This window comes from Acidimicrobiales bacterium (assembly GCA_041394185.1).
Lineage (GTDB): Bacteria > Actinomycetota > Acidimicrobiia > Acidimicrobiales > Poriferisodalaceae > JAAETH01.
In genome coordinates this window covers 155399-180015 of record JAWKIQ010000002.1, presented here as the reverse complement: position 1 = coordinate 180015, position 24617 = coordinate 155399, and the positions used below count along the sequence as shown (strand labels likewise).

Below are 24617 nucleotides of genomic sequence, written 5' to 3'. Positions count from 1 at the left end.
TGCGTCCCATGTGTGTCGGGCCCGATGAGGCCCTAGTACGAAGCAACAGTCACGAAAGGCATCAAATGCTGCGCAAGACCCTTCTGCCGGCCATCGTTGGTCTCCTCGTTTTCGGGGCCGTGGCCTGCGGCGGCGACTCCGACTCGTCGGTCGACGACGGCGACACCTCGCAGACAACGGTCACGACCGAGGCGGCCGACTCCGAAGACGGCCTTGGCGTCGGCGGTGGCAACCCTGCCGCGGGTGCGTGCCCCGAGGACGATCCCGACTGCTACGAGGACGGCACCGAGGCAACACCTGGGCCTCCATCTGGCGAGTCGGGTGAGGCCGGTGAGTCTGACGACGAGATGCTGCGCCAGGAGGCCCAGGCCTTGCTGGGGTTGGGCCAGGACGATCTACCAGCTGACGTGAGAATCGCTCGCATCGGCGACGAGTCGTTCATGTTGACCGAGGACTATGTGATAGGTCGCAAGACCGTCGAGTTGGACGACACCGACGGAAGCGGTCTGCGCGTGGTGAGCGTCACCGTCGAACTCGATGGCGGTCCGCAGACCTTCGATCTGACGGCTGGCTGACGAGGATCACCAGCCCCGGTCGACCCATTCCTGCAGGTGTGGGCGCTCGTTGCCAATCGTGGTGTCGAGCCCATGGCCTGGTAGCACGATGGTGTCGGGCCCGAATTTCGAGAACATCCGGTCTTCGATGCTCTGGATGATCGTCTCGAAATCTTCGGAGTTGCCGAACGTGTTACCAGGCCCTCCGGGGAACAGCGTGTCGCCTGTGAACAGCAGCGGGGTGCCCTCGACGTGGAAGCTCATCGAGCCCGGGGTGTGGCCTGGGTTGTGGATGGTGTGAATGCGCAAGCGTCCGACCTCGATCACCGATTGGTCCTCGAGGATGAAGTCGTAGCTTGGCAACATCGCTGCGTCCTCGGCGGTCACACCCACCTCGTAGCCGGCGTCGCGGATGGCGGGAATGGCCTGGATGTGATCCCAGTGGCCGTGGGTTTCGACGACCGTACGGACACCGAGGCTCTGGCAGAGCTCAAGCAACAGCTCGTGTTCGTTGGCTGCATCGATCAGCACGGCATCGCCGGTTTCGGTACAGCGGATGGTGAAGACGTTGTTCTCGTACGGTCCGACCACCACCTTGTGGACCTCGATGCCAGTACCCGACCAGTGCAGCGTGTTTCGAGCCATACGAGATGTTATCGCTGCGGCGTGTCACCCGATCAGACCTGGGCCTCCGTCAGGCTGATGACGTCGAACCCGAGCTCCGCGGCTGCCGGTATCTGGGCGAACTCGAAAGTCAGAAAGGACACCGGGCGGGGGAGTCGATCTGCGGCTGCGATCTGGATGGCGTCGATCGTCTTGAGGCCGAACTGTGAACCCAGATCGGTTGCCCTCGCCAGGAGACGATCGTCGACCGGGACGACGTGCATGTGGTCCCAGTCGTCTCGGAAGCGTGACCACAGGCGCTGCTGGTCGAAGGGGCCCATCGCCAGCCGGTGAAGGCCGAGCTGTACCTCGGTGCGAGAGATTGCCGACACGCACCAGCGGTCGGTCTCGTCCATGGCTTCGACCACCAGGGCGTGGTGTTCGTCGGCGAAGTAGCGAATGAGCAGCGCCGACGAATCGATGAACAGCATGCTCAGCGCCCCCTGAGGTCGCGCAACACATCACTGGCCCGAAGCCCTGCCACGGCCGAGTTGGGCTGTGGCGGCCTTGGTGTCTCGGTTCTGGCAGGAGGTTGCACGAGCCCGGTGGCGATCAGGTCTTCGAGGGTCGGGTCGGCGGCCTGGCCCAGGGGCCCCAGCCGTGCGACCGGTCTGCCGTCGACCGTCACCACCACCGGGTCGCCGGCGCCGGCACGGCGCACATGAGTCGCGAGGTCGGCCCTCAGCTCGCGGATTCCGATGTGGGTTTCGGGGCCGCGGGTCATCGCCACAGTGTACGCATGCGTACACATCTCGATGTGCACTTCTTCGATGCCTCGATTACAAATGGCTCCAGTTCGCAGAACAGGAGACACACGTGAACTTCGCCTTCACCGAAGAGCAGGAAGAGCTTCGCAGCATCGTCCGGTCGTTCCTCGAGGACAAGTCGCCCGAGAGCGCCGTCCGCGAGCTCATGGAGACCGAGAACGGCTACGACCAGGCCGTGTGGTCGCAGATGGCCGAACAGCTGGGCCTGCAGAGCCTGATCATTCCCGAGGAGTACGGCGGGCAGGGCTTCGGCTATGTCGAGCTGATCGTGGTTCTCGAGGAGATGGGCCGCGCCTTGTTGTGTGCACCGTTCTTCTCGTCGGTGGTCCTGGCCGCCAACGCACTGATGCAGTCTGGCAACACGGCGGCCATGGAGCAGTACCTTCCGGGTATCGCGTCCGGCGAGACCATCGCCACGCTGGCGTTGGCCGAGGCCAACGGTCGCTGGGATGCCGAGGGCGTCACCGTCGAGGCTTCGGGCGACTCGGGCTCGGTGACCCTGTCGGGCGAGAAGATGTTCGTCATCGACGGCGCCACCGCCAACCTGATCATCGTTGCCGCCAAGGCCAACGGTGGTATCCACCTGTACACGGTCGACGGCGACGCATCGGGCCTCACCCGCGAGTCGCTGGCCACCATGGACCAGACCCGCAAGCAGGCTCGCCTGACGTTCGACAACACGCCTGCACAGCACCTGGCCGACACCAACAATTTCGAGATGATCTCGACCATCCTCGACCTGGCCGCCGTTGGTCTTGCCGCAGAGCAGGTCGGTGGCGCCCAGTTCGTCATGGAGATGGCTGTTCAGTACGCCAAGGATCGTGTGCAGTTCGGTCGTCCGATCGGTTCGTTCCAGGCCATCAAGCACAAGTGCGCCGACATGTTGCTCGAGGTCGAGTCGGCCAAGTCTGCTGCGTACTACGCCGGCTGGTGTGCTGCCGAGATGAACGACGAGCTGCCCTCGGTCGCCTCGCTGGCCAAGGCCTACTGCTCGGAGGCGTACTTCCACTGTGCGGCCGAGAACATCCAGATCCACGGCGGCATCGGCTTCACCTGGGAGCACCCGGCTCACCTGTACTTCAAGAGGGCCAAGAGCTCTGAGCTGATGTTCGGCGATCCCGCCTACCACCGCGAGTTGCTGGCACAGCGAATCGGCCTGTAGCCGATTCGCGGTTGGTACTGAATCGGCCTGTAGCCGATTAGGGCTTCCCCGTTGCCGGGCCCCGTCACCTTGGTGGCGGGGCCTGGTCGCGCTCGGGGTCGATGTGAGGGCGTATCCTGATCGGTCTCATGTTCATCGTCGCCGCGATATTGGTTGCAGTGATCGTGTTCGTCATCGCGGCCTGGGCTATCGGTCGTGAGGCGCAGCGCTTGGGGTCGCAGCGTCTGATGCCCGTGTATCGGCTCGATGAGGCCGTCGATTTCGTGTCGGGTCGACTGTCGTTCGAGCTGGCTGCTTCGATGTCTCGCGACGAGGTCCGCGAGGTTCTTCGCGAGCACACGAACGTCTTGCAGTTCGAGGGTGGGGGAGCCGCCGACATCGAGGCCGAGCCGGTTCTTCTACAGGGAGAGTCTGTTGTGGCGGGGGTTTACCGTCGTGTCAGATCTGGCGGTTTCGATGTGACGCGTCCCCAGGTCGATGCGGTGGTGGCCGAACACCTCGCTTACTTGGCGGCCATCGGTGCCTTGGGTCGGGTCGAGGGGCAATAGAGTGTGGGGAATGGATCGTCCAAAGGGCCTCGAGGGGTTTCGCTTCGTCGGAGACAAGCGCACCCAGATCGTCTATGACCTCGACCAGTGCACCGAAGCCGACGCCGTAGCCGACCTCGCTGCGGCTCACCAGTTCGCAACGTTCGGACCAGACACGTTGGCTGAGGCGCGCAACCGCGGCTATCGGCCGAGCCCGACCTCGCGCTGACGGCACCCGGGTGGCGTTCGAATCCAGCGAGATCACCATCGAGCAGGGCGGCCCTACGCTCGAGGCGTACTTGACCATGCCCAAGGGCGCCGGGTCTTCGGTGCCGGGGGTGGTGTTGGTTCACGGGTTCCCGTCCATCGCCCGGCCGGGTAAGCCGAGCCAGTCGTACCACCTGTTGGCCGAGCGCATCAGTGACGAATTGGGCTGGGCCGCGCTGGCGGTCAGCCTCCGCGGTTGTGGCGATTCGGAAGGACAGTTCTCGGCGCGAGGCTGGATTTCCGATGTCGACCGTGCGGTTGCAACCATCGGCGAGAATGCAAAGCGGGTTTGCCTGATCGGCTCAACGACGGGCGGCAGCCTCGCGATTGTGGCGGCGGCGCTGAACCCTGCGGTCGGTGCGGTCAGTGCAATTGCTGCACGGGCCGACTTCGACGATTGGGCGGCCCAACCGCAAGCGTTTCTCGACCATTGTCGCCGGGTGAAGGTGGTCGACGAGGACGGCTATCCCGAGTCTCTGCAGGACTGGTCGGCCGAACTGAAGACGTTCCGACCGATCGATCATGTGTCCAAGCTGGCCGGCCGCGAACTGATGGTCATCCACGGGGCCGCAGACAGGCAGGTGCCCGCCGGTGATGCCAGGGTGCTGGCCGACGCCCACGGCGCAGCGCATCTGCGAATCCTCGACGGTGGCGACCATCGGGTTCGCCACGACCCTCGCTGTGTTGCACTGCTGTTCGGCTGGCTCGACCGCCAGAGCGATTAGCCGGCCGGCGGGGTCAGAGCCCGGGCTTGAAGATCATCAGGTAGAGCTCGACGATCATCAGAACCGTGATGATCGTGACGCCAAGGGTCGCCTTGCTCTCGGCGGCGCGGTCGCCGTTCGCCATCGCCTTCTCGCCGGGGATGACCATGGCGTGCATTACGCCGAGGATGGCTACCCACACGACGAAGGCGATTGCGAGCCAGGCCTGCGACATCTTGTAGGCCTCGTCTGACATTCCCGCTATGCCAAATCCGATGAGGCCGGCGACGATGATTCCGCTCGAGTAGATGCGCATGCTGTTGGCAGCCATGAACCTCAGCAGGGCCGAGCGGTCGCTGCTGTCGGCCATCTGCCTGGAGAGGATGGGGTGCACGAAGGCCGGGGAGAACCCGACGATCAGCGCCAGGATGTGCAGGAGGAGCATGACGTTGTAGGGGGTATCGCCCGGGGCTGCCAGAATCATGGTGGCCACGCTATCTGCGCCCGTCGCATTCGGCCTCAACCGTCTTTGGGTTTTCCGGCCTTCTTCAGTTCGGCCCTGTACGACCTGATCTCGGCCAGCACCGCGGGGTCGTCGACGTCGGCCACAGACCTGGCGAGATCGTCGCTGAAGGCCCCGGCAGCCTGCTGCCAGCCCTCGGGGGTCACTCCGAACCGCTTGGCCAACAGGGCTATGAAGATCCGGGTCTTTTCGGCCCCGAACCCGGGCAGAGCCCGCAGTGTGCGCGCCAGTTCGGCACCGTTGCCTGCCTGGCGCCAGATCGTCGTCGGGTCGCCTTCGTGGCTGTCGACCAGATGACGGCACAGCTCGTGTGTCCGCTTGGCCATCGAGGCCGGGAACCGGTGCAATGCCGGCTTTGCCGCGAACAACTCGACCACAGAGTCGACGTCCAGACCCGCTATGGCCGACGCGTCCAGGGCCAAGCCGTGCGATTCGTCCAAGCGTTGTGCCAGCCGGTAGGGGCCCTTGAAGGCCAGCTCGATAGCAATCTGTTGGTCCAGCAACATGCCGATCATGAGTGCCAGCGGGTTCTGGTTCAGCAGGGCGTCGGCGTCGTCGTCGCCCGTGACCTTCAGCGGCGTCATCAGTGGGCCAGGTAGCTCCACGGGTCGGCGAGGTCGGGGTCGAGCCCGTACTCCTCGATCGCCTGGGCAACCGTGCCCTTGTCGACGCGGCCGGTTGCCGCCAGCCGATCGAGCACCGCCACGACCACATGGGGCGTGTCGATCTCGAAGTGGCGACGGAGCGCCTCGCGGGTGTCGGAACGGCCGAAACCGTCGGTCCCCAGGGTCGTCCAGTCGCGTGGGCTCCACCTCGAAACCTGCTCTGGAACCGACCGCATGAAGTCCGAAACGGCTACGACGGGCCCGCTGCCCGAGGACAACAGCTGCGTGACATATGGGGTCCGCGGCTCGGCGTGGGGGTGGAGGCGATTGTGCCGCTCGGCCGAGATGGCGTCCTCGCGAAGCGCCTTGTACGAGGTGGCGCTGTAGAGGTCGACGGCAATTCCGTAGCGCTCGAGCAATATCTCGCCAGCCTCGCGGGCGGCCGAATGCGACGAACCCGAGAACACGATGGTCGCTTCGGCTTCGCGTCCGTCGGGTGCGGCGGCGAAGCGGTACATGCCCCTCAAGAGCCCGTCGACGTCTAGACCCTCGGGCGCCGGAGGTTGCAGGTAGTTCTCGTTGTAGGCGGTGACGTAGTAGAAGACGTCCTCGTTGGCCTCGTACATGCGCCGCAGCCCGTCCTTGACGATTGCGCCCAGTTCGTAGGCGAACGCCGGGTCATATGCCTGGCACGGCGGCACGGTCGACGCCAACAGCAGACTGTGGCCGTCCTGGTGCTGCAGGCCCTCGCCGTGCAGAGTGGTGCGGCCGGCCGTGGCGCCGATCAGGAACCCGCGGGCTCGGCTGTCTGCCGCGGCCCAGATCAGGTCGCCGACGCGCTGGAAACCGAACATCGAATAGAAGATGTAGAAGGGCACCATCGGTACGCCTCGGGTGGCGTACGACGTGGCGGCAGCGGTGAACGACGCCATCGAGCCTGCTTCGGTGATGCCCTCTTCGAGGATCTGGCCGGTGCGCTTCTCGGTGTACGACAACAGCAGGTCGTGATCGACCGGCTCGTACTTCTGCCCCTGGGATGCGTAGATGCCGACTTCGCGGAACAGTGAGTCCATGCCGAAGGTGCGGGCCTCGTCGGGGATGATCGGCACCACGCGCTCACCGAACCCGTTCTCGCGCAGCAGGGCGCGAAGCAGGCGGGTGAAGGCCATGGTGGTCGAGACCTCCATCTTGCCGCTGCCCGCTGCCATCTCGTCGAATGGGCCGTCGGACGGCAGCGGCAGAGCCCGCCTGCGCCAGTGCCCGTCGCGGCTCGGAAGCGGGCCGTCGAGGGCCTTGCGTCTGGCCTTCAGATACTGGATCTCGGGCGAATCCTCGGGCGGCATGCAATATGGCGGGTCGTACTCGTCGAAGTCTTCTGGCACCAGGTCAACGACGTTCAGCCGCTGGCGGATGATCTCGAGCTGATCACGGTTGAGCTTCTTGATCTGGTGGGTGGCGTTGCGGCCTTCGAGGTCGGGCCCCAGTGTCCAGCCCTTTACCGTCTTGGCCAGGATGACGGTCGGCGAACCGACGTGATCGACGGCGGCCTTGTACGCCGCGTAGAGCTTGCGATAGTCGTGACCGCCGCGGGGCAACAACCGAAGGTCGTCGTCGCTCAGGTGCTCGACCATCTTGCGCAGGCGCGGGTCGGGCCCGAAGAAGTGCTCGCGGATGTACGCGCCCGACTCGACCGAGTAGCGCTGGAACTCGCCATCGACTGTCGAGTTCATCTTGTTGACGAGGACCCCGTCGACGTCGCGGGCGAACAGTTCGTCCCAGCCGGTGCCGTGGATGAGCTTTACGACATTCCAGCCTGCGCCCCGGAACACGGCCTCGAGTTCCTGGATGATCTTGCCGTTGCCGCGCACAGGGCCATCGAGGCGTTGCAGGTTGCAGTTGATGACGAACACGAGGTTGTCGAGCCGTTCGCGTGCGGCCAGCGACAGGGCCCCCAGCGTCTCTGGTTCGTCGACCTCACCATCGCCCAGGAACGCCCATACGCGAGACTCTGAGGTGTCGTCTATGCGGCGGTGGTGGAGGTAGCGGTTGAACCTGGCCTGGTAGATCGCGTTGATGGGGCCGAGGCCCATCGAGACGGTGGGGTATTCCCAGAACTCGGGCATCAGCCGCGGGTGGGGGTAGCTCGACAGGCCGGTGCGGCCGATCTCGCGCCTGAAGTGGTCGAGGTCTTCCTCGCTGAGACGACCCTCGAGGAAGGCCCTGGCGTAGATACCCGGCGCGGCGTGTCCCTGGATGTAGATGTGATCGCCGGGGTGGCCGTCTTCCTTGCCGCGGAAGAAGTGGTTGAACCCCACGTCGTACAGCGACGCCGACGAGGCGAAGGTCGACAGGTGGCCACCGATGCCGTCGGCGTGCTTGTTGGCGGTGGTGACCATGGCCACCGCGTTCCAGCGAATCAGCGAGCGGATGCGCTTCTCGAGCGGCTCGTCGCCAGGGAACCACGGTTCGAGTTCGGGTGGGATGGTGTTGATGTACGGGGTGTTGATGGTGGCCGGGAAGTCGACGCCCAGGTGAGAGGCCTTGTCGAGCAGGCGCCGCAGTATGAACGAAGCTCTATTGCGGCCGTGTTCTTCGACCACTGCGGAGAAGGATTGCTCCCACTCGTCGGTCTCAAGGGGGTCGATGTCGGGAAGTTGCTGGGAGAAACCCTCGTACATGAGGTCAATGGTGCCAGCGCAGGCGCACTTCGCCTCGGCATTCGCTTGCAGAAACTGGCAGGATGCTTTCGTGACGACCAGGGCCTACACAGACGGAGCGTGTTCGGGCAACCCCGGTCCGGGTGGTTGGGCGTTCGTCGTCGACGACGGGCCCTGGGCCAGCGGCGCCGAGGCGATGACCACCAACCAGCGAATGGAGATCACGGCTGCGTTCGAGGCGGTGCGGCGGGTGTCTGGCCCACTGGAGATCGTCAGCGACTCGACCTATGTCGTCAACTGCTTCGTTCAGCGCTGGTGGGAGGGTTGGCTGAAGCGGGGGTGGAAGAACTCCAACCGCCAGCCAGTCGCCAACCGCGACCTGTGGGAACCCTTCATCGACCTGGTCAACCGTCGCGGCGACGTCAAGTTCGTCTGGGTCAAGGGACACAACGGCGACCGCATGAACGAGGCGGCCGACAGGCTGGCAACCGATGCCTCCGCGCACCAGAGGGGCCGGTCTGGTGTGCGCTTCGACGAGTCGGTTCTGAGCGGGGCAGCAGACGATGCCCATGTCCAGCCCGAGATCGGCGACGGGCCCGTGGTGGTGGTCACGGGCCATCGCCCGACCGAGCTGGGTGGCTGGGACCTGGCCAACCCGGTGGCCGATTCGCTGCGGCGTCAGTTGGCCGAGATCCTCAGAGCAAAAAAGCAGGTCGATCCCCAGGTCAGCGTCGCCACCGGCCTGGGGCTGGGGGCAGAGATGCTTGCGGCCGAGGCCGCGCTGATGGCAAACGTGCCATACACCGCCGTGATCGCTTTCGAAGGAATCGACGAGAGATGGCCGCCGGCGACCCGCCGACGCTTTGGTCAGTTGCTCGAATCGGCGGCAAGGGTCGAGATCGTCGGCGACGTACCCGTGGGCAAGGATGCCTTCGCGGCCGCAATGCGCAAACGCGACGAGTGGCTCGCCCGAAATGGCACCGAAGCGATCATGATCTGGAACCGTCACGACCCGATTCTGGGTCGCGCACACGATCGGTTCGACCGCGCCTTCGAAGGCGGCGTGTGGGTGATCGAGCCCCCGACAGACGGCTAGGCAGACTCGACCAGCGCCGCGAGGCGCTCGAGCGTTGCTTCCATGTTCGCGGGGTGCTTCTCGGGGTAGCCAAGAAGCTCGATCCCCTTGGGCCACATGGCCGTGGACCAGTCGAAGGTCTCGCGCACCAAAGTGCCTCCGTCGACGGGTTCTAGTTCGTAGCGCCAGCGATGCTTGCCGAAGTGGGCCCAGGCGATCAGCCGGTCCTGTTCGAACTCGACGACCTTGCTCTTGATGAAGTAGGGAACGCCCATCTTCATGCTCATGCTGAACGTCGAGCCCATCTCGAGCTTGGTCTCGGGCCCACGTGACGATTGCACCGTGCCGGACCCATCGAAGTCGCTGTGGCGGGCCGGCGTTCGCAAGATGTCGAAAATCTCGGCCGCGGAAGCCGCGATGACTCGTTCAACCGAAACTTGTCGTTCACCCATGGCAGTGAACCTATCGGCGGCTCGGCCCAAGCTGACAGGTGTCCACTACGCTCCGGTCATGACCCACGAGTTCGAACCAGTCGAAGAACCGCAAGGCGACGGGGGGCTGTCGACGCGTCAGAAGATCAACCTGGTGCTGATCGCCCTGCTTGGGATAGCGCTGGCGTTGTTCATAGTCCAGAACCCAGACGGCCAAGACGTCGAATGGCTGTCGTTCAAGTGGAATCTCCCGATGTGGTTGATCGTCCTTGGGTCGGCGCTGGCCGGTGCCGTCCTTTCCACGGTCGGACGGCTCGTGGTCGGCCGGCGCCGATCCAAGAACAAATAGGTTCTGGCGAGCCTGCGGGCGATTCAGCTAGCCACGTAGTTGGCGAATTGCTCTTCGCCCAGCTCGCCGAACACCAGGCTCGGGTCGCTGCCGTCGGCGGGCACTATGACCCAGGCCGGCTGGCCCCTGACGCCATAGTCGCGCCACAGGTCTCCAGATCCGTCGGGTACGTGAGGAATCGTCGCAACCCCTCGTTGTTCGACGAAGTCCATCATGGCGTCGGTGCCGTCCCTGCCCGGGACCCCGACGATCACGATGTCGTCGCCGTATTCAGCCTTCGCCGATGCGACCGCACCGGCTTCTCGTTGGCAAACCGTTCACCAGGGTGCCCAGAACCAGATCAACACGTCGCGGCCTACGAACTGGTCGACATCCAGGGTCGATCCGTCGAGGGTCTCGCGGGCCAGGGCCAGAACCGCAGGTCTGGTCTCGGCCTCGCTGGCGGTGCCCGCACCCTCGGCCGAGCCGCCGGTTGTCGGCGCTCCCGGTTGGGTGGTCGAGACCGCAGCGGACGTGGTGGTCGGGTCATCGCCGCTGGTCGTGCCCGCCGAATCACTCGACGAACCCGAACCGCACGCAGCTCCCAGAACAGCCGCCAGGGCAAACCCCGCGACCGCCTTTCTCATCTTCATCTCCTTTCGGGCACGTGTGCCGTTACCGTTGCAAGAGTGAGTACCCGAGCTCTCATCATCACGTCGCTCATCACCGGACTGGTCATTCTCGTGGCGTTCGCCATCCAGGTGGTCATCGCCCTCTAACCTCGGATTCGACCGTCTGTCCGATGCAACCGTGAACCCGCGATCGAGGTGGCCCATTCCATGGCAACAGAACAAAACTTCGACATAGTCGTCATCGGCGGCGGTCCCGCTGGTTACGCGGCCGCTCTCTACGCAGGGTCGGCCGGGCTGTCGGTGGCCCTGGTCGAGCGAGACAAGGTCGGCGGAACCTGCTTGCACCGCGGCTGTATCCCGGCCAAGGAACTGCTCGAGACGGCCGCGGTCGCTCGCACCGTGCGCGAGGCCCACGAGTTCGGCGTGCTGGCGTCTGAGAACGGGCTCGACTTCTCGGTCACCCAGACCCGCAAGCAGGCCATCATCGACCAGCTCACCGCTGGGGTCGAGGGTCTGCTCAAGCGTCGCAAGGCTGTGGTGTTCGAGGGCACGGGCAAGCTGGGGGCGGGGCGAACGGTCTTGGTTGAGGGTTCCGACGGTTCCACCACCACCATCACGGGCGAGCGGGTGTTGCTGTGCGCCGGGTCGGTGCCCAGAACCCTGCCAGGGTTCGAAGTCGACGGAACCCGCGTGATGACTTCGGACGAGGTCCTCTCCATGCCAAAGATTCCGGCGACGGCTGTTGTCATCGGCGGTGGGGCGATCGGATGTGAGTTCGCGTCGATGATGGCCGACCTCGGCGCCGACGTCACCATCCTCGAGGGGCTCGATCAGATCGTGCCAGGCGTCGATACCGACATCTCCAAGCTGCTGAGCCGCTCGTTCGCCAAGCGCGGCATCGAGGTCAAGACGGGTGTCAAGGTCACCGGGCACACACCGACAGACACCGGCACCGTTGTTCACATCGATGGCGCCGACGACCTCGAGGTCGAGGCTGTGGTGGTGTCGATCGGCCGACGTCCCTACGCCGACCTGTTGGGTCTTGCCGACACAGCGGTCGAGGTCGACGAGCGCGGGTTCATAAAGGTCGACGAGTTGTGCCGCACCGGCGAGCCGGGCGTCTACGCGCTGGGGGATCTCATCGCTACGCCGGCATTGGCTCACGTGGGGTTCGCGGAGGCCATCATGGTGGTCCAGGACATCCTCGGTGAAGACCCGATGCCCATCGACTACGGCAAGGTTCCCTGGGCGATCTATTGCCACCCCGAGGTCGCGTTCGCAGGTATGACCGAAGAACAGGCCCGGTCGGCGGGATACGACGTGCTGGTTTCCAAACACCGGTTCACGGGTAATGGTCGAGCCATGATCGTCAACGAGACCGATGGCATGGTCAAGATCATCGCCGAGAAGTCATCCGACGGCACCGGTGGCCGCATTCTGGGTGTCCACATGATGGGGCCGTGGGTCACCGAGCAACTCGGTCAGGGCTACCTGGCGGTCAACTGGGAAGCCACTGTCGACGAGGTCGCCCAATTCATCCAGCCCCACCCGACCATGTCCGAACTGTTCGGCGAGAGCGTTCTGGCAATGACCGGCCGCAGCCTCCATGGCTGACACGATCTCGTAGCAACTAGCAAAAAATTCAGACCACCCACGCGCAGGAAGCTCAGGAATCAGCACCATGGCAAACGTCGAGATGCCCCAGCTTGGTGAAACCGTCACCGAAGGAACAATCACCCGTTGGTTCAAGCAGATCGGTGATTCGGTCGCCGTCGATGAGGTCTTGTTCGAGGTGTCGACAGACAAGGTGGACTCCGAGGTTCCCTCGCCTGCGGCCGGTGTCCTGACCGAGATTCTCGGTCCCGAGGGCGAGACCGTCGAGGTCGGCGCCGTGCTTGCCGTCATCGGCGATGGCGCAGCGCAACCTGCGGCCGCACCCGAGTCGGCCTCGGTCGAGCCCGAGCCCGAACCCGAGCCCGCTCAGCAGCCAGATCCAGAGCCCGCTTCGCAACCGGCGCCCGAGCCGGCCCCCCAGCCCCAGCCGGCGGCACCGGCAGCTCCTGCCCCCGCCGCCCAGCCGTCGGCTGCGTCCGATGACGACGACAATCGGCTCCTCTCGCCCGTGGTCCGCAGGCTCATCCGTGAGAACAACCTCGATGCGGCGGCCATCCAGGGCACCGGCGTTGGCGGGCGAATTACGCGCAAGGACGTGCTCGACGCCATAGACGCCGGCGCATCGTCGGCCCGCGAGGCCCAGCCCGCCCCGGCACCCCAGCCCGCCCCGGCACCCCAGCCCGCCCCAGCACCCCAGCCCGCGGCCCAGCCGCAGCCTGCACCGGCACCTGCGCCCCAGCCGCAGCCTGCACCTGCGCCTGCTCCTGCGCAGTCGACGGCCGTCGGAACGCGCAGCGAGTTCGTGGCGTTCAACAACATCAGGCGCCGCACCGGCGAACACATGGTTCATTCGAAGGCCATCGCCCCCCACGCCCTGACGGTGATGGAGGTCGACTACGAGGGCGTCAGCCAGGTCCGGTCGGTCCACAAGGCTGCCTTCAAGGAGGCCGAGGGCTTCAGCCTCACCTTCCTGCCGTTCATCGTTCGTGCGGTTGTCGATGCTCTGGGCGACTGGCCGTATATGAACGCGTCGGTCGAGGGAGAGGGCCTTCGGGTTCACCGCGACGTCAACATCGGCATCGCCGTCGACCTCGAAGGGGAGGGCTTGATCGTTCCGGTGATCCGCAACGCCGATGGCATGCGCCTCAAGGCGATCGCCCGCTCGATCAACGACCTCGCCGATCGCGCCCGCTCCAAGGCGCTCGGCGTCGACGACATCACCGGCGGCACCTTCACTCTTTCGAACAACGGCTCGTTCGGCACTTACACCACAGCGGCCATCATCAACCAGCCACAGGTCGCAGTGCTGTCCACCGACGGCATCGCCCGCCGCCCCGTGGTCGTCAGCGACCGGTTCGGGTCCGAGTCGATAGCCATCCACTCCGTGGGCCACCTCGCCATGTCGTGGGACCACCGCGCCTTCGACGGCAGCTACGCCGCCGGGTTCTTGCGGCAGGTCAAGCAAACACTCGAAACCCGTGACTGGGCGACCGAGCTGTAGATGGGCGTTCTCAGGCAGCGTTGGTTGGGCCGGGTTGGCTACCTCGAAGCCCTCGACCTCCAGGACGCGCTCTATCGCGGCACGGCCGACCACCTGCTGCTGCTCGAACACCCTCCCGTCTACACGCTCGGTGCCTCTGGCGACCCGGCGCATGTCTTGGTCGACCCTGCCGCGGTCGGTGCCGAGATGCACCGCGCCAGCCGCGGAGGCGACGTCACCTATCACGGTCCGGGACAACTGGTTGGCTATCCGATACTGACGGTGCCCGGTAGGCGTGGCGGCGGGATGGCAGACACCGTCGTCTATGTCCGTAGCGTCGAGCAGTTGATCATCGACACACTCAACGAACTGGGACTAGCCGATGTCGGGCGAGTCGAGCGTTATCCCGGAGTGTGGGTCGAGCCCCAGGGCCACCAGCCTCGCAAGATCGCTGCCATCGGCGTGAGATTGTCGAGGGGCCGGTCAATGCACGGCTTCGCCCTGAACGTCGACCCCGATCTGTCGATGTTCGACCACATCGTTCCGTGCGGCATCGAAGAATTCGGCGTCACATCGTTGGCCGCCGAGGGCTGCCATGTCGACATGGCTGACGTGGTCGAGGTGGTGTTCGACATATCGCAACGGATATGGGGTGTCGACGGTGTCGACCGGGCTGCGGTCACCGAGCGGGTGGCCACATCGGACATAGCTCCGTTCACCAGAGGTCTCGGGGCAGGCCAGTTGGTCTCGCCCGACCGGCACATGCAACCCGCTGGCTCTGCGACACAGGTCGAGGGGCTGACGATCGGCAAGCGCGGTCCAGGCGGTCGCATGTCGAAACGTTTGGCCCAAGCCGGCGTCGAGGGCGGTCTGGCCATCGACACCCGCAAGCCCGACTGGCTGAAGGCCAGGGCAAACATGGGCGCACAGTACCGAGACCTCAAGCGCACGATGCGGTCGTTCGAGCTCAGCACGGTGTGTGAAGAAGCCTCGTGTCCCAACATCTTCGAATGCTGGGGTGAGGGCACGGCGACGTTCCTCATCAACGGAGAGCGCTGCACCCGCGCTTGTGGGTTCTGCCATGTCGACACCAGGCGCCCGGAACCCCTCGACGAGGACGAGCCCCGTCGGGTCGCTGAGGCCGTGGCTGCGATGGGGCTGGGCCACGTGGTGATAACCGCCGTGGCCCGCGACGACCTGGCCGACGGCGGTGCGTCTGGTTTTGCCCGCTCCATAGAGGCGATCCGCCAGAAGGTTCCCAGCGCTGCCGTGGAAGTGCTCATCAGCGATTGCAGGGGTGACGCCGAGGCTCTGGACGTGATCTTCGAGGCCCGTCCCGACGTGATGAACCACAACCTCGAGACCGTCGCCCGGCTGCAGAGGGCGGTACGGCCATCGGCCGGCTATGCCAGAAGCCTGGGGGTTTTGGCCCGTGCCAAGAGCGCCGGGCTGGTCACAAAGTCGGGTCTCATCGTCGGCATGGGCGAGAGCACCCAGGAGGTCGAATCGGCCCTGGCCGATCTGGCCGCCATCGGATGCGACATCGTCACCATCGGCCAATACCTGAGGCCTACGACCAACCACCTTCCGGTGCACCGCTGGGTCGAGCCCGCCGAGTTCCAGCTCTATCGCGAGCTCGGGGCGAAGCTGGGCATTGGCCACGTCGAGGCCAGCCCGCTGACACGCTCGAGTTATCACGCCGGCTCGGCTGCGCGCTCGGTCTCCGCCTGACGCCCAGCGGTTGCGCTGTGTAATCGGTCACCACGCTGCCAGTTGTTCAGTGGGCGATGGCGATCCCGCTCTGGCGCCGACTAGCGTGCAGGATCTAAAGGGCCGTCGAACGCACAGAGTGGTCGACAGACGTACGCACACGACATAGAGTGGTCGTCACTCGCTCGATCCAGGTGATGATCGGGCATCCGGGAGCAGGTGGAGAGGAGATGACGGTGCGGAAGTATCGAATTGGGGTACGCAGATCGTTCGTCGCGTTGTTGGTGCTCGCAGGCGCGATCGCCCCGGTTTCTCCCGCCGCGGCCGCCACCGGGTCTATCTCGTTCGATTCGCCTTCTACCAACGTCGCCGAAGACGTCGGTTCGATCTCGATCGGGCTCAGCCGCACCGACACGACCGACGAGGTCACCGTCGACTACGTGGTCAGCGGCGCCAACTCGTCCGACTTCACCATCGCCACCGGCACGGCCAGCGGCACCATCACATTCCCCGCCGGTGCCGCGACTGCCTCTATGGCGGTGTCGATCAACGACGACCTGATCGGCGAGGGCGGCACCGAGACCTTCACCATCCAGCTCCAGAACCCACAGAACATCACCAGCCCGGGCGACGCCTACACCCTCGGCCAGGCCACGAATCAGCTGGGCATCACCGACGACGGCGATGCCGGCGCCATCGTGTTTGCGGCCGCCAACGGGTCGGTGAACGAGGCCGATACCGACGTGGTTGCCCAGGTGGCTGTGACCCGTACGGGTGGGTCAGAGGGTGCGGTCACCGCGCGCGTTCAATCCACTGGTGGCACCGCTACCGGCGCCGACTACGCCAACGTCAACACCGTGTTGTCGTGGGCCGACGGCCAGTCCGCGGCCCAGAACGTCGGTGTGACCGTCAGGGGTGACAACATCGTCGAGTCTCCCGAAACGGTTCAGCTGTCGATCACGTCGACCACGGGCGGGGCCTCGGGCAGCGGAACGCACACGCTGACGATCAACGACGACGACCAGGCGGGCACCGTCGAGTTCGCGACGGCGGTCGAAAAGACCGTCAACGAGGGAGCCGGTTCGGTGTCGGTGACGTTCAACCGTGTCGGCGGTTCGGACGGAACGATTTCCGCGCCCTACTCGACCACCGATGTGACCGCCACCGCGGGCAGCGACTACACGAGTACGTCCGGAACTGTCACCTTCAACCAGGGCGAGACCAGCAAGACCATCAATATCCCGATCATCGACGACCTCGACTTCCTCGAACCCGACGAGGAAACCTTCAACGTCCAGCTGCCCGGCGACACCTTGATCATCAAGATCGTCGACAACGACCTCGTGTTGCGAGCCTTCACCGACGTCTACACCTCGCGTGAAGACACGGTGTTCGACTCTCCGTTCAGCGTGCTCGACAACGACACCGGTCCCACCGCCCCTGGTGTCGACCTCGACGTCGTTGCGTTCGGTACACCGACTCCGGGTGGTGTGCTCTCCAACATCGATCTCGCCAATGGAACGTTCACCTACACCCCGCCCACCAACTACGCGGGTGCGGTGTTCTTCGGATACGAGATAACCGACGGCGTGTCCAGCGCGTCGGGAACGGTTCGTATCAACATCACCGACGAGAACTCTGCGCCACAGGGCGTCGACGACCTCTTCCCACTGTTGTCACGCGTCGATCCCACAGTTCTTCCCGTCCTCGACAACGACATCGACCAAGACGGCGACACTCTCAGAGTGGTCACGGCCACCCTCACGACGCCCGCAGGCAACGAGGTCGACTGCACCAGCGGTACCGGATGCTTGTTCACGCCGGTCGACGGGTTCATCGGTGAAGACACCTTCGTCTACACGCTTGCCGACACGAGCGATGTCACGGCGAGTGCCACGGTCGTCGTGTTCGTCGGCATTCCTCGCGGCTGCGATGCCGTTGCGACCCCCGGAGTCGAGCTGCGGGGCACGCCCGATAGCGATGTTCTGTGCGGATCCGAGGGCGACGACATCATCGACGGGCGGGGCGGCGATGACTTCATCCTCGCCGGTGGCGGCAACGACATCCTGGTTGGCGGAGAGGGCAAGGACCTCCTGCTCGGTGGCGACGGCGACGACGAGATCACGCCGGGGCCCGGCGAGAACGACGACACCGTGGGCGGCGACGGAAACGACACCGTCATCTACGAAGGCACCGCCCCTGGCTCTGACCCGGCAGCAACCGGCGCCGACACGGTCTTCATCACGGATGGATCGATCTCGATCGACACGGCGAACGATCAGGCTTCGCCGCCCGAAGGCACCGACGACGCCGACGAACACGAGTCGGTCGAGACCATCGTCTTCAGCGGCCTGGGTGGCAATGACACGGTCACCGTGCAGGCCAGCGAACGTGCTGCCATGGAGCTGAATGGCGGAGCTGGTTCGGCCGACCGCCTCAAGTACGACACGACGGGCCTCGAGGGCGTCACCAACAGCGGCTCTGTCATCAGCGCCACCGGTCGCCAGCCGGTCAACCACTCGAGCTTCGAGATCATCGAGACCGACCGCTTCCTCCGCAGGCTCACCCCCGGATCTGACATTCTCCGCGTCGATTTCTCGGCTCCCGAGGGTCTGATCATCGACCCTGCCGAATCCGGCGACACGATCAACGTGTACTTCGGTCAGTTGAGCGGCCCACTCGAGATCAATGATTCGGGCGAGATCGGTGACGACGTCTTGAACGTTTACGGCACACAAGCCGACGACGAGATCGAGATCCGCCCGACGTCGGTGCGCACCCCAGGCGAGACCGTGGGCTTCCGTGGCTCTGAAAGGCTCAACGTTTACGGCGAAGCGGGCGACGACGTGATGTCCATCGATGTCATCGCCGGCTTCAGGCCCAAGGTGCTGTCGCCAGCCCTCATCGTTCTCGGCGGATCCGGCGCCGACACCTTGATTCTCACCAGCGAGGCCGAGTGTTTCGTGTCCGATTCGCTGTTGGTGCACCCCAAGACCGGTCGCACCGTCGACAGTGTCATCGTGTCGATTCCTGGTGTAGGCGACTTCGATGTCGCCGAGGTCGAGGTCCTGCACTATGACTGTGCCAACGAGTCAGGCACCAGGCCGCTGCAGCGCGGCTACTGGATCGTCGATGAGGATGGCAACGTCACAGCCTTTGGCGTCACCGACTTCGGCGACAATGTGAACCCCTCGGCTCCGGTCACAGGATTGGCCGGCCGTCTCGACAAGCAGGGTTACTGGACGGTTGAAGCCAACGGTCGCGTCACCCCGTTCGGTTGGGCCGACGATCACGGCGACCTCGTCGACCTGGGTATCGAGCCTGCCCACCCAATCGTTGGTATCTCGAGTCTTCCCGATGGCGAGGGCTACTACCTGCTCGGGCGCGACGGCGGCATCTTCGCCTTCAAATCACCGTTCTACGGTTCGACCGGCAACATCGTGCTCGACCTTCCGGTCAAGGCGATGGACGTCGCGCCGGGTGGCAACGGCTACTGGTTCGTCGCTGCCGATGGTGGTGTGTTCGCATACGGGCCAGGCGCCGGTTTCCACGGTTCGCTGCCCGAGTACGTCCGCTACGAAGACCTGGCCGCCGACATCGTCGGCATGGCCGCTACCGCTTCGGGCAAGGGATACTGGCTGGTCGCCGCCGATGGCGGCGTGTTCGCATTCGGTGACGCGCCGTTCCTGGGCTCGGTCCCCGGAGTTCTCGGCCCGGTAGATCTGGCGGCGCCGATCGTGGGAATCGTAGCGACGCCGTCGGGTAACGGTTACTGGATCGTGGCAGAGGACGGTGGCGTGTTCACCTTCGGCGATGCCCCGTTCGTCGGTGGATTTGGCGGAACGGGAACCGGTGGTGTGACCGCCCTTGCCGGGTGACCACTGAAAGTGGCGCGACTGCTACGCAGAGTGTAATCTCAGTTGTGTGAAATCGGCGTGGCCGAACGGCGTTAGACAACTGATGGGTGGCGTGGATGGATCCGGCAGGCAGCGATCCGAGCACTCAGGGTGGTCGCGAGTCGCCGGAACGTGTCAATTTCGTGAAATCGAAGTAGCCGTGTGTCATCACAAGTTGGCATGGAATAGCATCGCCACGGTCCGTGAAATGCCCGTTGCGATGGGGTGTAGAGAACGATTTTCCAGCGTTTTGGGTATCGGTCCGGACGCGGTGGGTGAGAGTTGGTGAGGGAAGTGATGGCACGTAGGCGAAAGGCAACACCCGCTATCGGCATCGCGTCGCTCCTCGTGTTCGCCTTCTCGTTGCTTGTAATTGCGGCCTCTTCGACCGCCGGCGCCCAGGAGCTGTGCCAGGATCCCAACGATCCTCTGGTATTGATCCCGTGCCCGACGACGACCACCACGACCACTACTACGTCAACTACGACCACCACGACCGAGAAGCCGACCACCACCACCAGTTCGACGACGTCATCGACCACGTCGACCACGTCGACCACGTCGACGACAACCACCACCACTCGTCCAGAGCGCACCACCACCACGCAGCGTCGCCCGGCCATCACCACGACCACCGTTCAGGAGCCGGTCACTTCCACCACGACGATCGTCGAAGCGACGGTGCCCGTCGACAGCACTACGTCGACCACGGCCACCTCGGTCGGAGCCGGCACAACCGAGAACACCAGCGACATCTCGGGCGAAGGCACCACCGACACCGATTCGGCCGAAGCGACGACGACCACCCAGGCCAGCACCAGCACCTCGGTCGAGCAGTCATCTGACGATGACGACCAGAGCTCGACGGCTGCCGGCGGCGCCGTCGACGACCGCGGGTCGGGTCCTGTCCTGCCGGTCGACGCCGGCGGCTCGGCCACCGGCCTCGTGTGGGTGATCCTGATAGCTCTCAATGTGCTCATGATCGGCGCGGTGCTTATCAGGCGCCGCCTGCGGCGCAATGCCATGGTGGGCCTCGGACCCGTTTGACCGGGCCGCTCGGCGCGGCTCAAATTGTCTGGTGCCAACCCAACATCGCCCCTCACCCGACGACCGCGTGTTTGCCTCCCGCATAGAGCGGGCGCGCGCCCAGCTCGACAGGCTCGGCTGCGACGCTCTGTGCGTGTCGGTAGGCGCCGACCTGCCCTATCTGATCGGGTACGAGGCCATGCCGCTCGAGCGGCTGACCATGCTGGTGGTCGACCGCAGCGGTCATCCGACCTTGGTGATCCCCGAACTCGAGGTTGCTCGCGTCGAACAGCGACCTGAGGTGTTCGAGGTCGTGGGTTGGGGCGAAACCGAAGACCCGATCACCTTGGTCTCCAAGCGGCTCGGCAACGCCGGCAAGATCGCCATGGGTGACACCACCTGGGCTCGTTTCGTAGTCGACCTCGTCAACCACCGCCCCTCGGTCGAGTTGATGCGGTCGGCGCCGGTGATGTCGCCGCTGCGCTCGGTCAAGGACGCGGCCGAGATCGACGCGCTTCGAACCGCAGCTGAGGCCGCCGACCGGGTGATAGCTCAGATCCAGGCCGGTGACGTGGCGTTGGTCGGGCGCACCGAGGCCGAGGTTTCGGCAGACGTTTCGGCCAGGCTCATCGCCGAGGGCCACGACGTAGTGAACTTCGCCATCGTGGCCGCCGGCCCCAACGCTGCTTCTCCGCACCACCACGCCGGTTCGACGGTGATCTCAGAGCGAGACTGTGTGCTGTTCGACATCGGCGGAACGCTGGCCGGCTATTGCTCCGACATCACCAGGTGTGTGTCGATCGGTGAGCCGTCCAGCGAGATGGCCGACCTGTACTCGGTGCTACACGAGGCTCAGCGGGCCGCGGTCGGCATCGCCGGCTCGGGTGCCGACGTCACCTGCCAAGACGTCGATCGAGAGGCTCGCCGAATCATCGCCGAGGCCGGCTACGGGCAGTACTTCATCCACCGAACCGGTCACGGTATCGGCATGGAAGAGCACGAGGACCCCTACATCGTCGAGGGCAACGATGCTCCGCTGGTAGCGGGCAATGCGTTCTCGGTCGAGCCGGGAATCTACGTTCCTGGTCGTCACGGAGCGCGCCTGGAAGACATCGTCGTGGCCGGCGACCGTGGGCCAGACCAGCTCAACCAGGCCGATCACTCTCTAGTGATCGTCGGGGGCTGACCGCCTCGTGGCAGCAACCTTCATGCTCCAATGGGCAACGGGTGGCTTGTTCTTCTTGTGGGTGACCACCAGACGGCGAGAGGTCAGCCTGGGTTATGGCTGGCTGATGAGAGGCACCTACATAATCATCGCCGGGCTCGGGCTGATAGCGGGTCTGAGGTGGGGTTCGATTCCGGTACGGGAGGTTTCGGCCGCAGCGGTTGTGGTGGCGGGTGCCATAGCGCTGGCTTCGTCCATCGTGCGCCGGCGCGCGGGGGTGTCGGGGCACAAGGCCGAGCACGACCGGCGCACCGAACGAGTAGCGGCGATGACCGGCATCGAGCGCAGCGCCGCGTCGCGCGACGATTCGTTGCCAGAGTTCGATCCGCGGCTCGATCTGATCGCTCCGGTGCTGGGTGTGGTGGGCCTGGTGGCGGCGGGGTTCGAAGCCGAAACCAACACGGTCCTCGCCGTGGCGCGCAACCTGGCCGGAGCCGCGTTCATCGGGGCCGTTACCGACGCCATGTTGCTGGGCCACTGGTATCTCGTCCAGCCAGGGTTGAAGAGGGCGTCGTTGCTCGAGCTGGTGCGTTATGTGGGCTGGACGTGGTTTCCAGAGGTCGTCTTGTTGCTCGTGCCTACCGGCATGGTCTCGGTGTGGACCGGAGCCATCGACGATGGCTACCAGGGGATTCTCGGCTGGTTCTGGGGTGTGTCGGCGGTGAGCACGATCGTGCTGGTGGGGGTGACGGTGGCGGCCTTGCGCGAGCGCTCGTATTCGGCGGTGATGGCGGCCACGGGCCTGTTGTATCTGGCGATTCTCACCGCGTTCGGCACCGATCTGGTGGCCAGGGCCGTGTTGGTCGGGTGATCTCCGACCTGACGCCGATGTTGGCGACGGCCGGCGAGCTTCCGGTCGACGACGACGGCTGGGCGTACGAGTTCAAGTGGGACGGCATGCGCTGTCTGGTTCGTCGCCACGCCAACGGGGTCGACCTGTTGACCCGAACCGGACGCAACGTCGCGGCTTCGTTTCCAGAGTTGCTCGAGTTCGCTCAGCTCTTGCCGCTGGACACCGTGGTCGATGGCGAGGTGGTTGCCCTCGACGACGCCGGCCGACCCGACTTTGCTCTCCTGCAGCGCCGCATGAACGTCGCCGCTGCGGCGCTCGACACCAGGTTGCTCGAATCGGTGCCGGTGTCGTTCTTCCCGTTCGATCTGCTGGAGTTCGACGGCCACGACCTGAGGGAGCTTCCCTGGCATCAGCGCCGACGGCTGCTGGAATCTGCCGAACTGGATGGTCCTCGATGGCGTGTGCCGCCGGCGTTCGAGTCCGACGGCGCCACGGTTCTGGATGCGGCCCGCCGTCTGTCGCTGGAAGGGGTGGTCGCCAAGCGCCGCGACTCGGCCTATCGACCGGGCGCCCGCTCGTCGGCGTGGCGCAAGATCAAGCTGGTGGCCCGAGACGAGTTTGTGGTGGTTGGGTGGACCGAGGGCTCCGGGAGACGCCAGCACACCCTGGGAGCCCTGCTGCTGGCCGCCTACGACGGCGGGCATCTTCGCTACGTCGGGTCGGTGGGAACAGGGTTCGACGACCAGGTACTCGAGCTCTTGCGGAACTCTCTCGAGCCGATCGAACGTCCAGACGACCCGTGCGAGCTGGGTCCACAGCGGCCCCGGGCCCGCTGGACCAAGCCCGAGCTCGTCGTGGAAGTCGCCTATGGGGAGTGGACGCGCGGGCCCGTGCTGAGGCACCCTTCCTTTTGCGGGATACGCCACGACCGACGGGCCAACGAGGTCGACATGCCGTCGACCGGGCGTCGCGAGAGGCTCGACTGAACCCGCTCGATAACGGAGATCTCATGCCACGTGCCATTTGGAACGGTTCGATCAGCTTCGGGCTGGTGACGATCCCGGTCAAGATGTACAACGCCGTGTCGCGCAAGTCGGTCAGCTTCAACCAGCTCGACGAGCGCACCATGAGCAGGATCAAGTACAAGAAGGTCTCTGCGGCCGATGGCTCCGAGGTTCCGGCCGACAAGATCGTGCGCGCGTTCGAGTACGCCAAGGGTCAGTACGTTCTGGTCAGCGACGAGGAGATCCAGTCGGTTGCGCCCAAGGCCGGGCGTGCGATCGACATCGAAGCGTTCGTCGACATCTCTGACATCGATCCCATGTCGTTCGACGGCTCTTACTACCTCGCCCCGACCGAGGGGTTCGAGAAGGCCTACCGATTGCTGAGCGAGGCCATGGAGGACGAGGGCAAGGTTGCCATCGCCAGGTTCGTGCGCAGCAACAAGCAGATGCTGGCCGCTATCCGGCCCAACGGCGGCCGCATGGAGCTGGCCACCCTCGTGTACGCAGACGAGATGGTGTCGCCCCAGTCGATCCCCGAGCTGGAAGCGGTCGCCGACGTCGAGGTGACGCAGGCCGAGCTGTCGATGGCCAAGCAGTTGATCGCTTCACTCGAGCGCGATTTCGACGTCTCCGAGTACCAGGACACCCATCGCAATCAACTGATCGACCTGCTCGAGCGCAAGGCCGCTGGCGAAGAGGTCGTGATGTCGGTGCCCGAGGTAGACGACGGCAAGGTCGTCGATCTGCTGGCTGCGCTGGAGGCATCGGTGGCGGCGGCCAAGGCGTCGCGAGCAGGGTCTGGCGACGGCGTCGGCAGCGACGACGGCCAGCAGGCACCGGCCAAGAAGGCCACCCGCAAGCGCGCTCCTGCCAAGAAGCAGGCTGCCAAGAAGGCTGCCGCCGACAAGAGTGCCGCCAAGAAGGCCACCGCCAAGACCTCGGCGCGAGCCAAGAAGAGCGCGTGATGAAGCCGC

The 24617-nt window shown here is 65.1% G+C and carries 25 protein-coding genes; 16 read left to right on the top strand and 9 right to left on the bottom strand.

Annotated features, from left to right (window positions below):
• Positions 1-65 precede the first annotated feature (65 nt).
• A complete protein-coding gene (locus tag R2770_08375; GenBank protein ID MEZ5280477.1) occupies positions 66-575 on the top strand; it encodes a hypothetical protein in 510 nt (169 codons plus the stop codon).
• A gap of 6 nt (positions 576-581) precedes the next feature.
• Here the strand turns inward: R2770_08375 and R2770_08370 are convergent, their stop codons facing one another.
• Genes R2770_08370 through R2770_08360 form a run of 3 tightly spaced genes read right to left on the bottom strand, consistent with a single transcriptional unit; the run spans position 582 to position 1941 of the window.
• On the bottom strand, positions 582-1199 hold the full coding sequence (locus R2770_08370; GenBank protein ID MEZ5280476.1) for an MBL fold metallo-hydrolase: 618 nt from the start codon (positions 1197-1199) through the stop codon (positions 582-584).
• A 32-nt stretch (positions 1200-1231) separates the two neighbouring features.
• Positions 1232-1648 carry a type II toxin-antitoxin system VapC family toxin gene (locus R2770_08365; GenBank protein ID MEZ5280475.1) on the bottom strand — a complete coding sequence of 139 codons (417 nt, stop codon included), beginning with the start codon at positions 1646-1648 and terminating at the stop codon, positions 1232-1234.
• 2 nt (positions 1649-1650) lie between these two features.
• Entirely contained in the window at positions 1651-1941 is a 291-nt protein-coding gene (locus tag R2770_08360) for a type II toxin-antitoxin system prevent-host-death family antitoxin (protein MEZ5280474.1), read from the bottom strand.
• A 92-nt stretch (positions 1942-2033) separates the two neighbouring features.
• Here R2770_08360 and R2770_08355 point away from each other — a divergent pair, with 92 nt between their 5' ends.
• The 4 genes from R2770_08355 (at position 2034) to R2770_08340 (ending at position 4665) form a co-directional block, all read left to right on the top strand.
• Positions 2034-3146 (top strand): acyl-CoA dehydrogenase family protein, encoded by a 1113-nt coding sequence (locus tag R2770_08355; protein MEZ5280473.1) that lies wholly within the window; start codon positions 2034-2036, stop codon positions 3144-3146.
• A gap of 128 nt (positions 3147-3274) precedes the next feature.
• Entirely contained in the window at positions 3275-3694 is a 420-nt protein-coding gene (locus tag R2770_08350; GenBank protein ID MEZ5280472.1) for a hypothetical protein, read from the top strand.
• A 10-nt stretch (positions 3695-3704) separates the two neighbouring features.
• Positions 3705-3902 carry a hypothetical protein gene (locus R2770_08345; GenBank protein ID MEZ5280471.1) on the top strand — a complete coding sequence of 66 codons (198 nt, stop codon included), beginning with the start codon at positions 3705-3707 and terminating at the stop codon, positions 3900-3902.
• 10 nt (positions 3903-3912) lie between these two features.
• Entirely contained in the window at positions 3913-4665 is a 753-nt protein-coding gene (locus tag R2770_08340) for an alpha/beta hydrolase (protein ID MEZ5280470.1), read from the top strand.
• Positions 4666-4678: 13 nt separating this feature from the next.
• On the opposite strand, the gene R2770_08335 is transcribed toward R2770_08340, so the two are convergent.
• The 3 genes from R2770_08335 to aceE are packed head-to-tail and all read right to left on the bottom strand — an operon-like array spanning position 4679 to position 8450.
• A complete protein-coding gene (locus tag R2770_08335; protein MEZ5280469.1) occupies positions 4679-5128 on the bottom strand; it encodes a hypothetical protein in 450 nt (149 codons plus the stop codon).
• Positions 5129-5163: 35 nt separating this feature from the next.
• On the bottom strand, positions 5164-5751 hold the full coding sequence (locus tag R2770_08330; protein ID MEZ5280468.1) for an HhH-GPD-type base excision DNA repair protein: 588 nt from the start codon (positions 5749-5751) through the stop codon (positions 5164-5166).
• A complete protein-coding gene (gene aceE, locus R2770_08325) occupies positions 5751-8450 on the bottom strand; it encodes a pyruvate dehydrogenase (acetyl-transferring), homodimeric type (GenBank protein ID MEZ5280467.1) in 2700 nt (899 codons plus the stop codon). The genes R2770_08330 and aceE overlap by 1 nt, the downstream gene beginning before the upstream one ends.
• Before the next feature lie 70 nt (positions 8451-8520).
• On the opposite strand from aceE, the gene R2770_08320 reads away from it, so the two are divergent.
• On the top strand, positions 8521-9525 hold the full coding sequence (locus tag R2770_08320; protein ID MEZ5280466.1) for a ribonuclease H: 1005 nt from the start codon (positions 8521-8523) through the stop codon (positions 9523-9525).
• Here the strand turns inward: R2770_08320 and R2770_08315 are convergent.
• Positions 9522-9956 carry an SRPBCC family protein gene (locus tag R2770_08315; GenBank protein ID MEZ5280465.1) on the bottom strand — a complete coding sequence of 145 codons (435 nt, stop codon included), beginning with the start codon at positions 9954-9956 and terminating at the stop codon, positions 9522-9524. The genes R2770_08320 and R2770_08315 overlap by 4 nt on opposite strands.
• Before the next feature lie 58 nt (positions 9957-10014).
• On the opposite strand from R2770_08315, the gene R2770_08310 reads away from it, so the two are divergent.
• A complete protein-coding gene (locus R2770_08310) occupies positions 10015-10284 on the top strand; it encodes a hypothetical protein (GenBank protein ID MEZ5280464.1) in 270 nt (89 codons plus the stop codon).
• A 23-nt stretch (positions 10285-10307) separates the two neighbouring features.
• Here the strand turns inward: R2770_08310 and R2770_08305 are convergent, their stop codons facing one another.
• The gene (locus R2770_08305) at positions 10308-10538 is read right to left on the bottom strand and encodes a hypothetical protein (protein ID MEZ5280463.1); all 231 of its coding nucleotides are present in this window, start codon (positions 10536-10538) and stop codon (positions 10308-10310) included.
• Positions 10539-10601: 63 nt separating this feature from the next.
• Positions 10602-10910 (bottom strand): hypothetical protein, encoded by a 309-nt coding sequence (locus R2770_08300; GenBank protein ID MEZ5280462.1) that lies wholly within the window; start codon positions 10908-10910, stop codon positions 10602-10604.
• A gap of 192 nt (positions 10911-11102) precedes the next feature.
• Here R2770_08300 and lpdA point away from each other — a divergent pair, with 192 nt between their 5' ends.
• The 9 genes from lpdA (at position 11103) to R2770_08255 (ending at position 24608) form a co-directional block, all read left to right on the top strand.
• Entirely contained in the window at positions 11103-12509 is a 1407-nt protein-coding gene (gene lpdA, locus R2770_08295) for a dihydrolipoyl dehydrogenase (GenBank protein ID MEZ5280461.1), read from the top strand.
• A 67-nt stretch (positions 12510-12576) separates the two neighbouring features.
• Complete coding sequence (locus tag R2770_08290; GenBank protein ID MEZ5280460.1) at positions 12577-14010, top strand: dihydrolipoamide acetyltransferase family protein; 1434 nt, start codon at positions 12577-12579, stop codon at positions 14008-14010.
• Entirely contained in the window at positions 14011-15720 is a 1710-nt protein-coding gene (lipA, locus tag R2770_08285) for a lipoyl synthase (protein ID MEZ5280459.1), read from the top strand.
• 209 nt (positions 15721-15929) lie between these two features.
• Complete coding sequence (locus tag R2770_08280; protein ID MEZ5280458.1) at positions 15930-19577, top strand: Calx-beta domain-containing protein; 3648 nt, start codon at positions 15930-15932, stop codon at positions 19575-19577.
• Positions 19578-19892: 315 nt separating this feature from the next.
• A complete protein-coding gene (locus R2770_08275; GenBank protein MEZ5280457.1) occupies positions 19893-20642 on the top strand; it encodes a hypothetical protein in 750 nt (249 codons plus the stop codon).
• Positions 20643-20673: 31 nt separating this feature from the next.
• A complete protein-coding gene (locus R2770_08270) occupies positions 20674-21807 on the top strand; it encodes a Xaa-Pro peptidase family protein (GenBank protein MEZ5280456.1) in 1134 nt (377 codons plus the stop codon).
• Positions 21808-21829: 22 nt separating this feature from the next.
• Positions 21830-22657 (top strand): hypothetical protein, encoded by an 828-nt coding sequence (locus tag R2770_08265; protein ID MEZ5280455.1) that lies wholly within the window; start codon positions 21830-21832, stop codon positions 22655-22657.
• Positions 22654-23625, top strand: a complete 972-nt coding sequence (gene ligD / locus R2770_08260) for a non-homologous end-joining DNA ligase (GenBank protein MEZ5280454.1) — start codon at positions 22654-22656, stop codon at positions 23623-23625. Before R2770_08265 ends, ligD begins: the two co-directional genes overlap by 4 nt.
• Positions 23626-23648: 23 nt before the next feature.
• Positions 23649-24608: a Ku protein gene (locus R2770_08255; GenBank protein ID MEZ5280453.1), complete on the top strand. Its 960-nt coding sequence runs from the start codon at positions 23649-23651 to the stop codon at positions 24606-24608.
• Positions 24609-24617 lie beyond the last annotated feature (9 nt).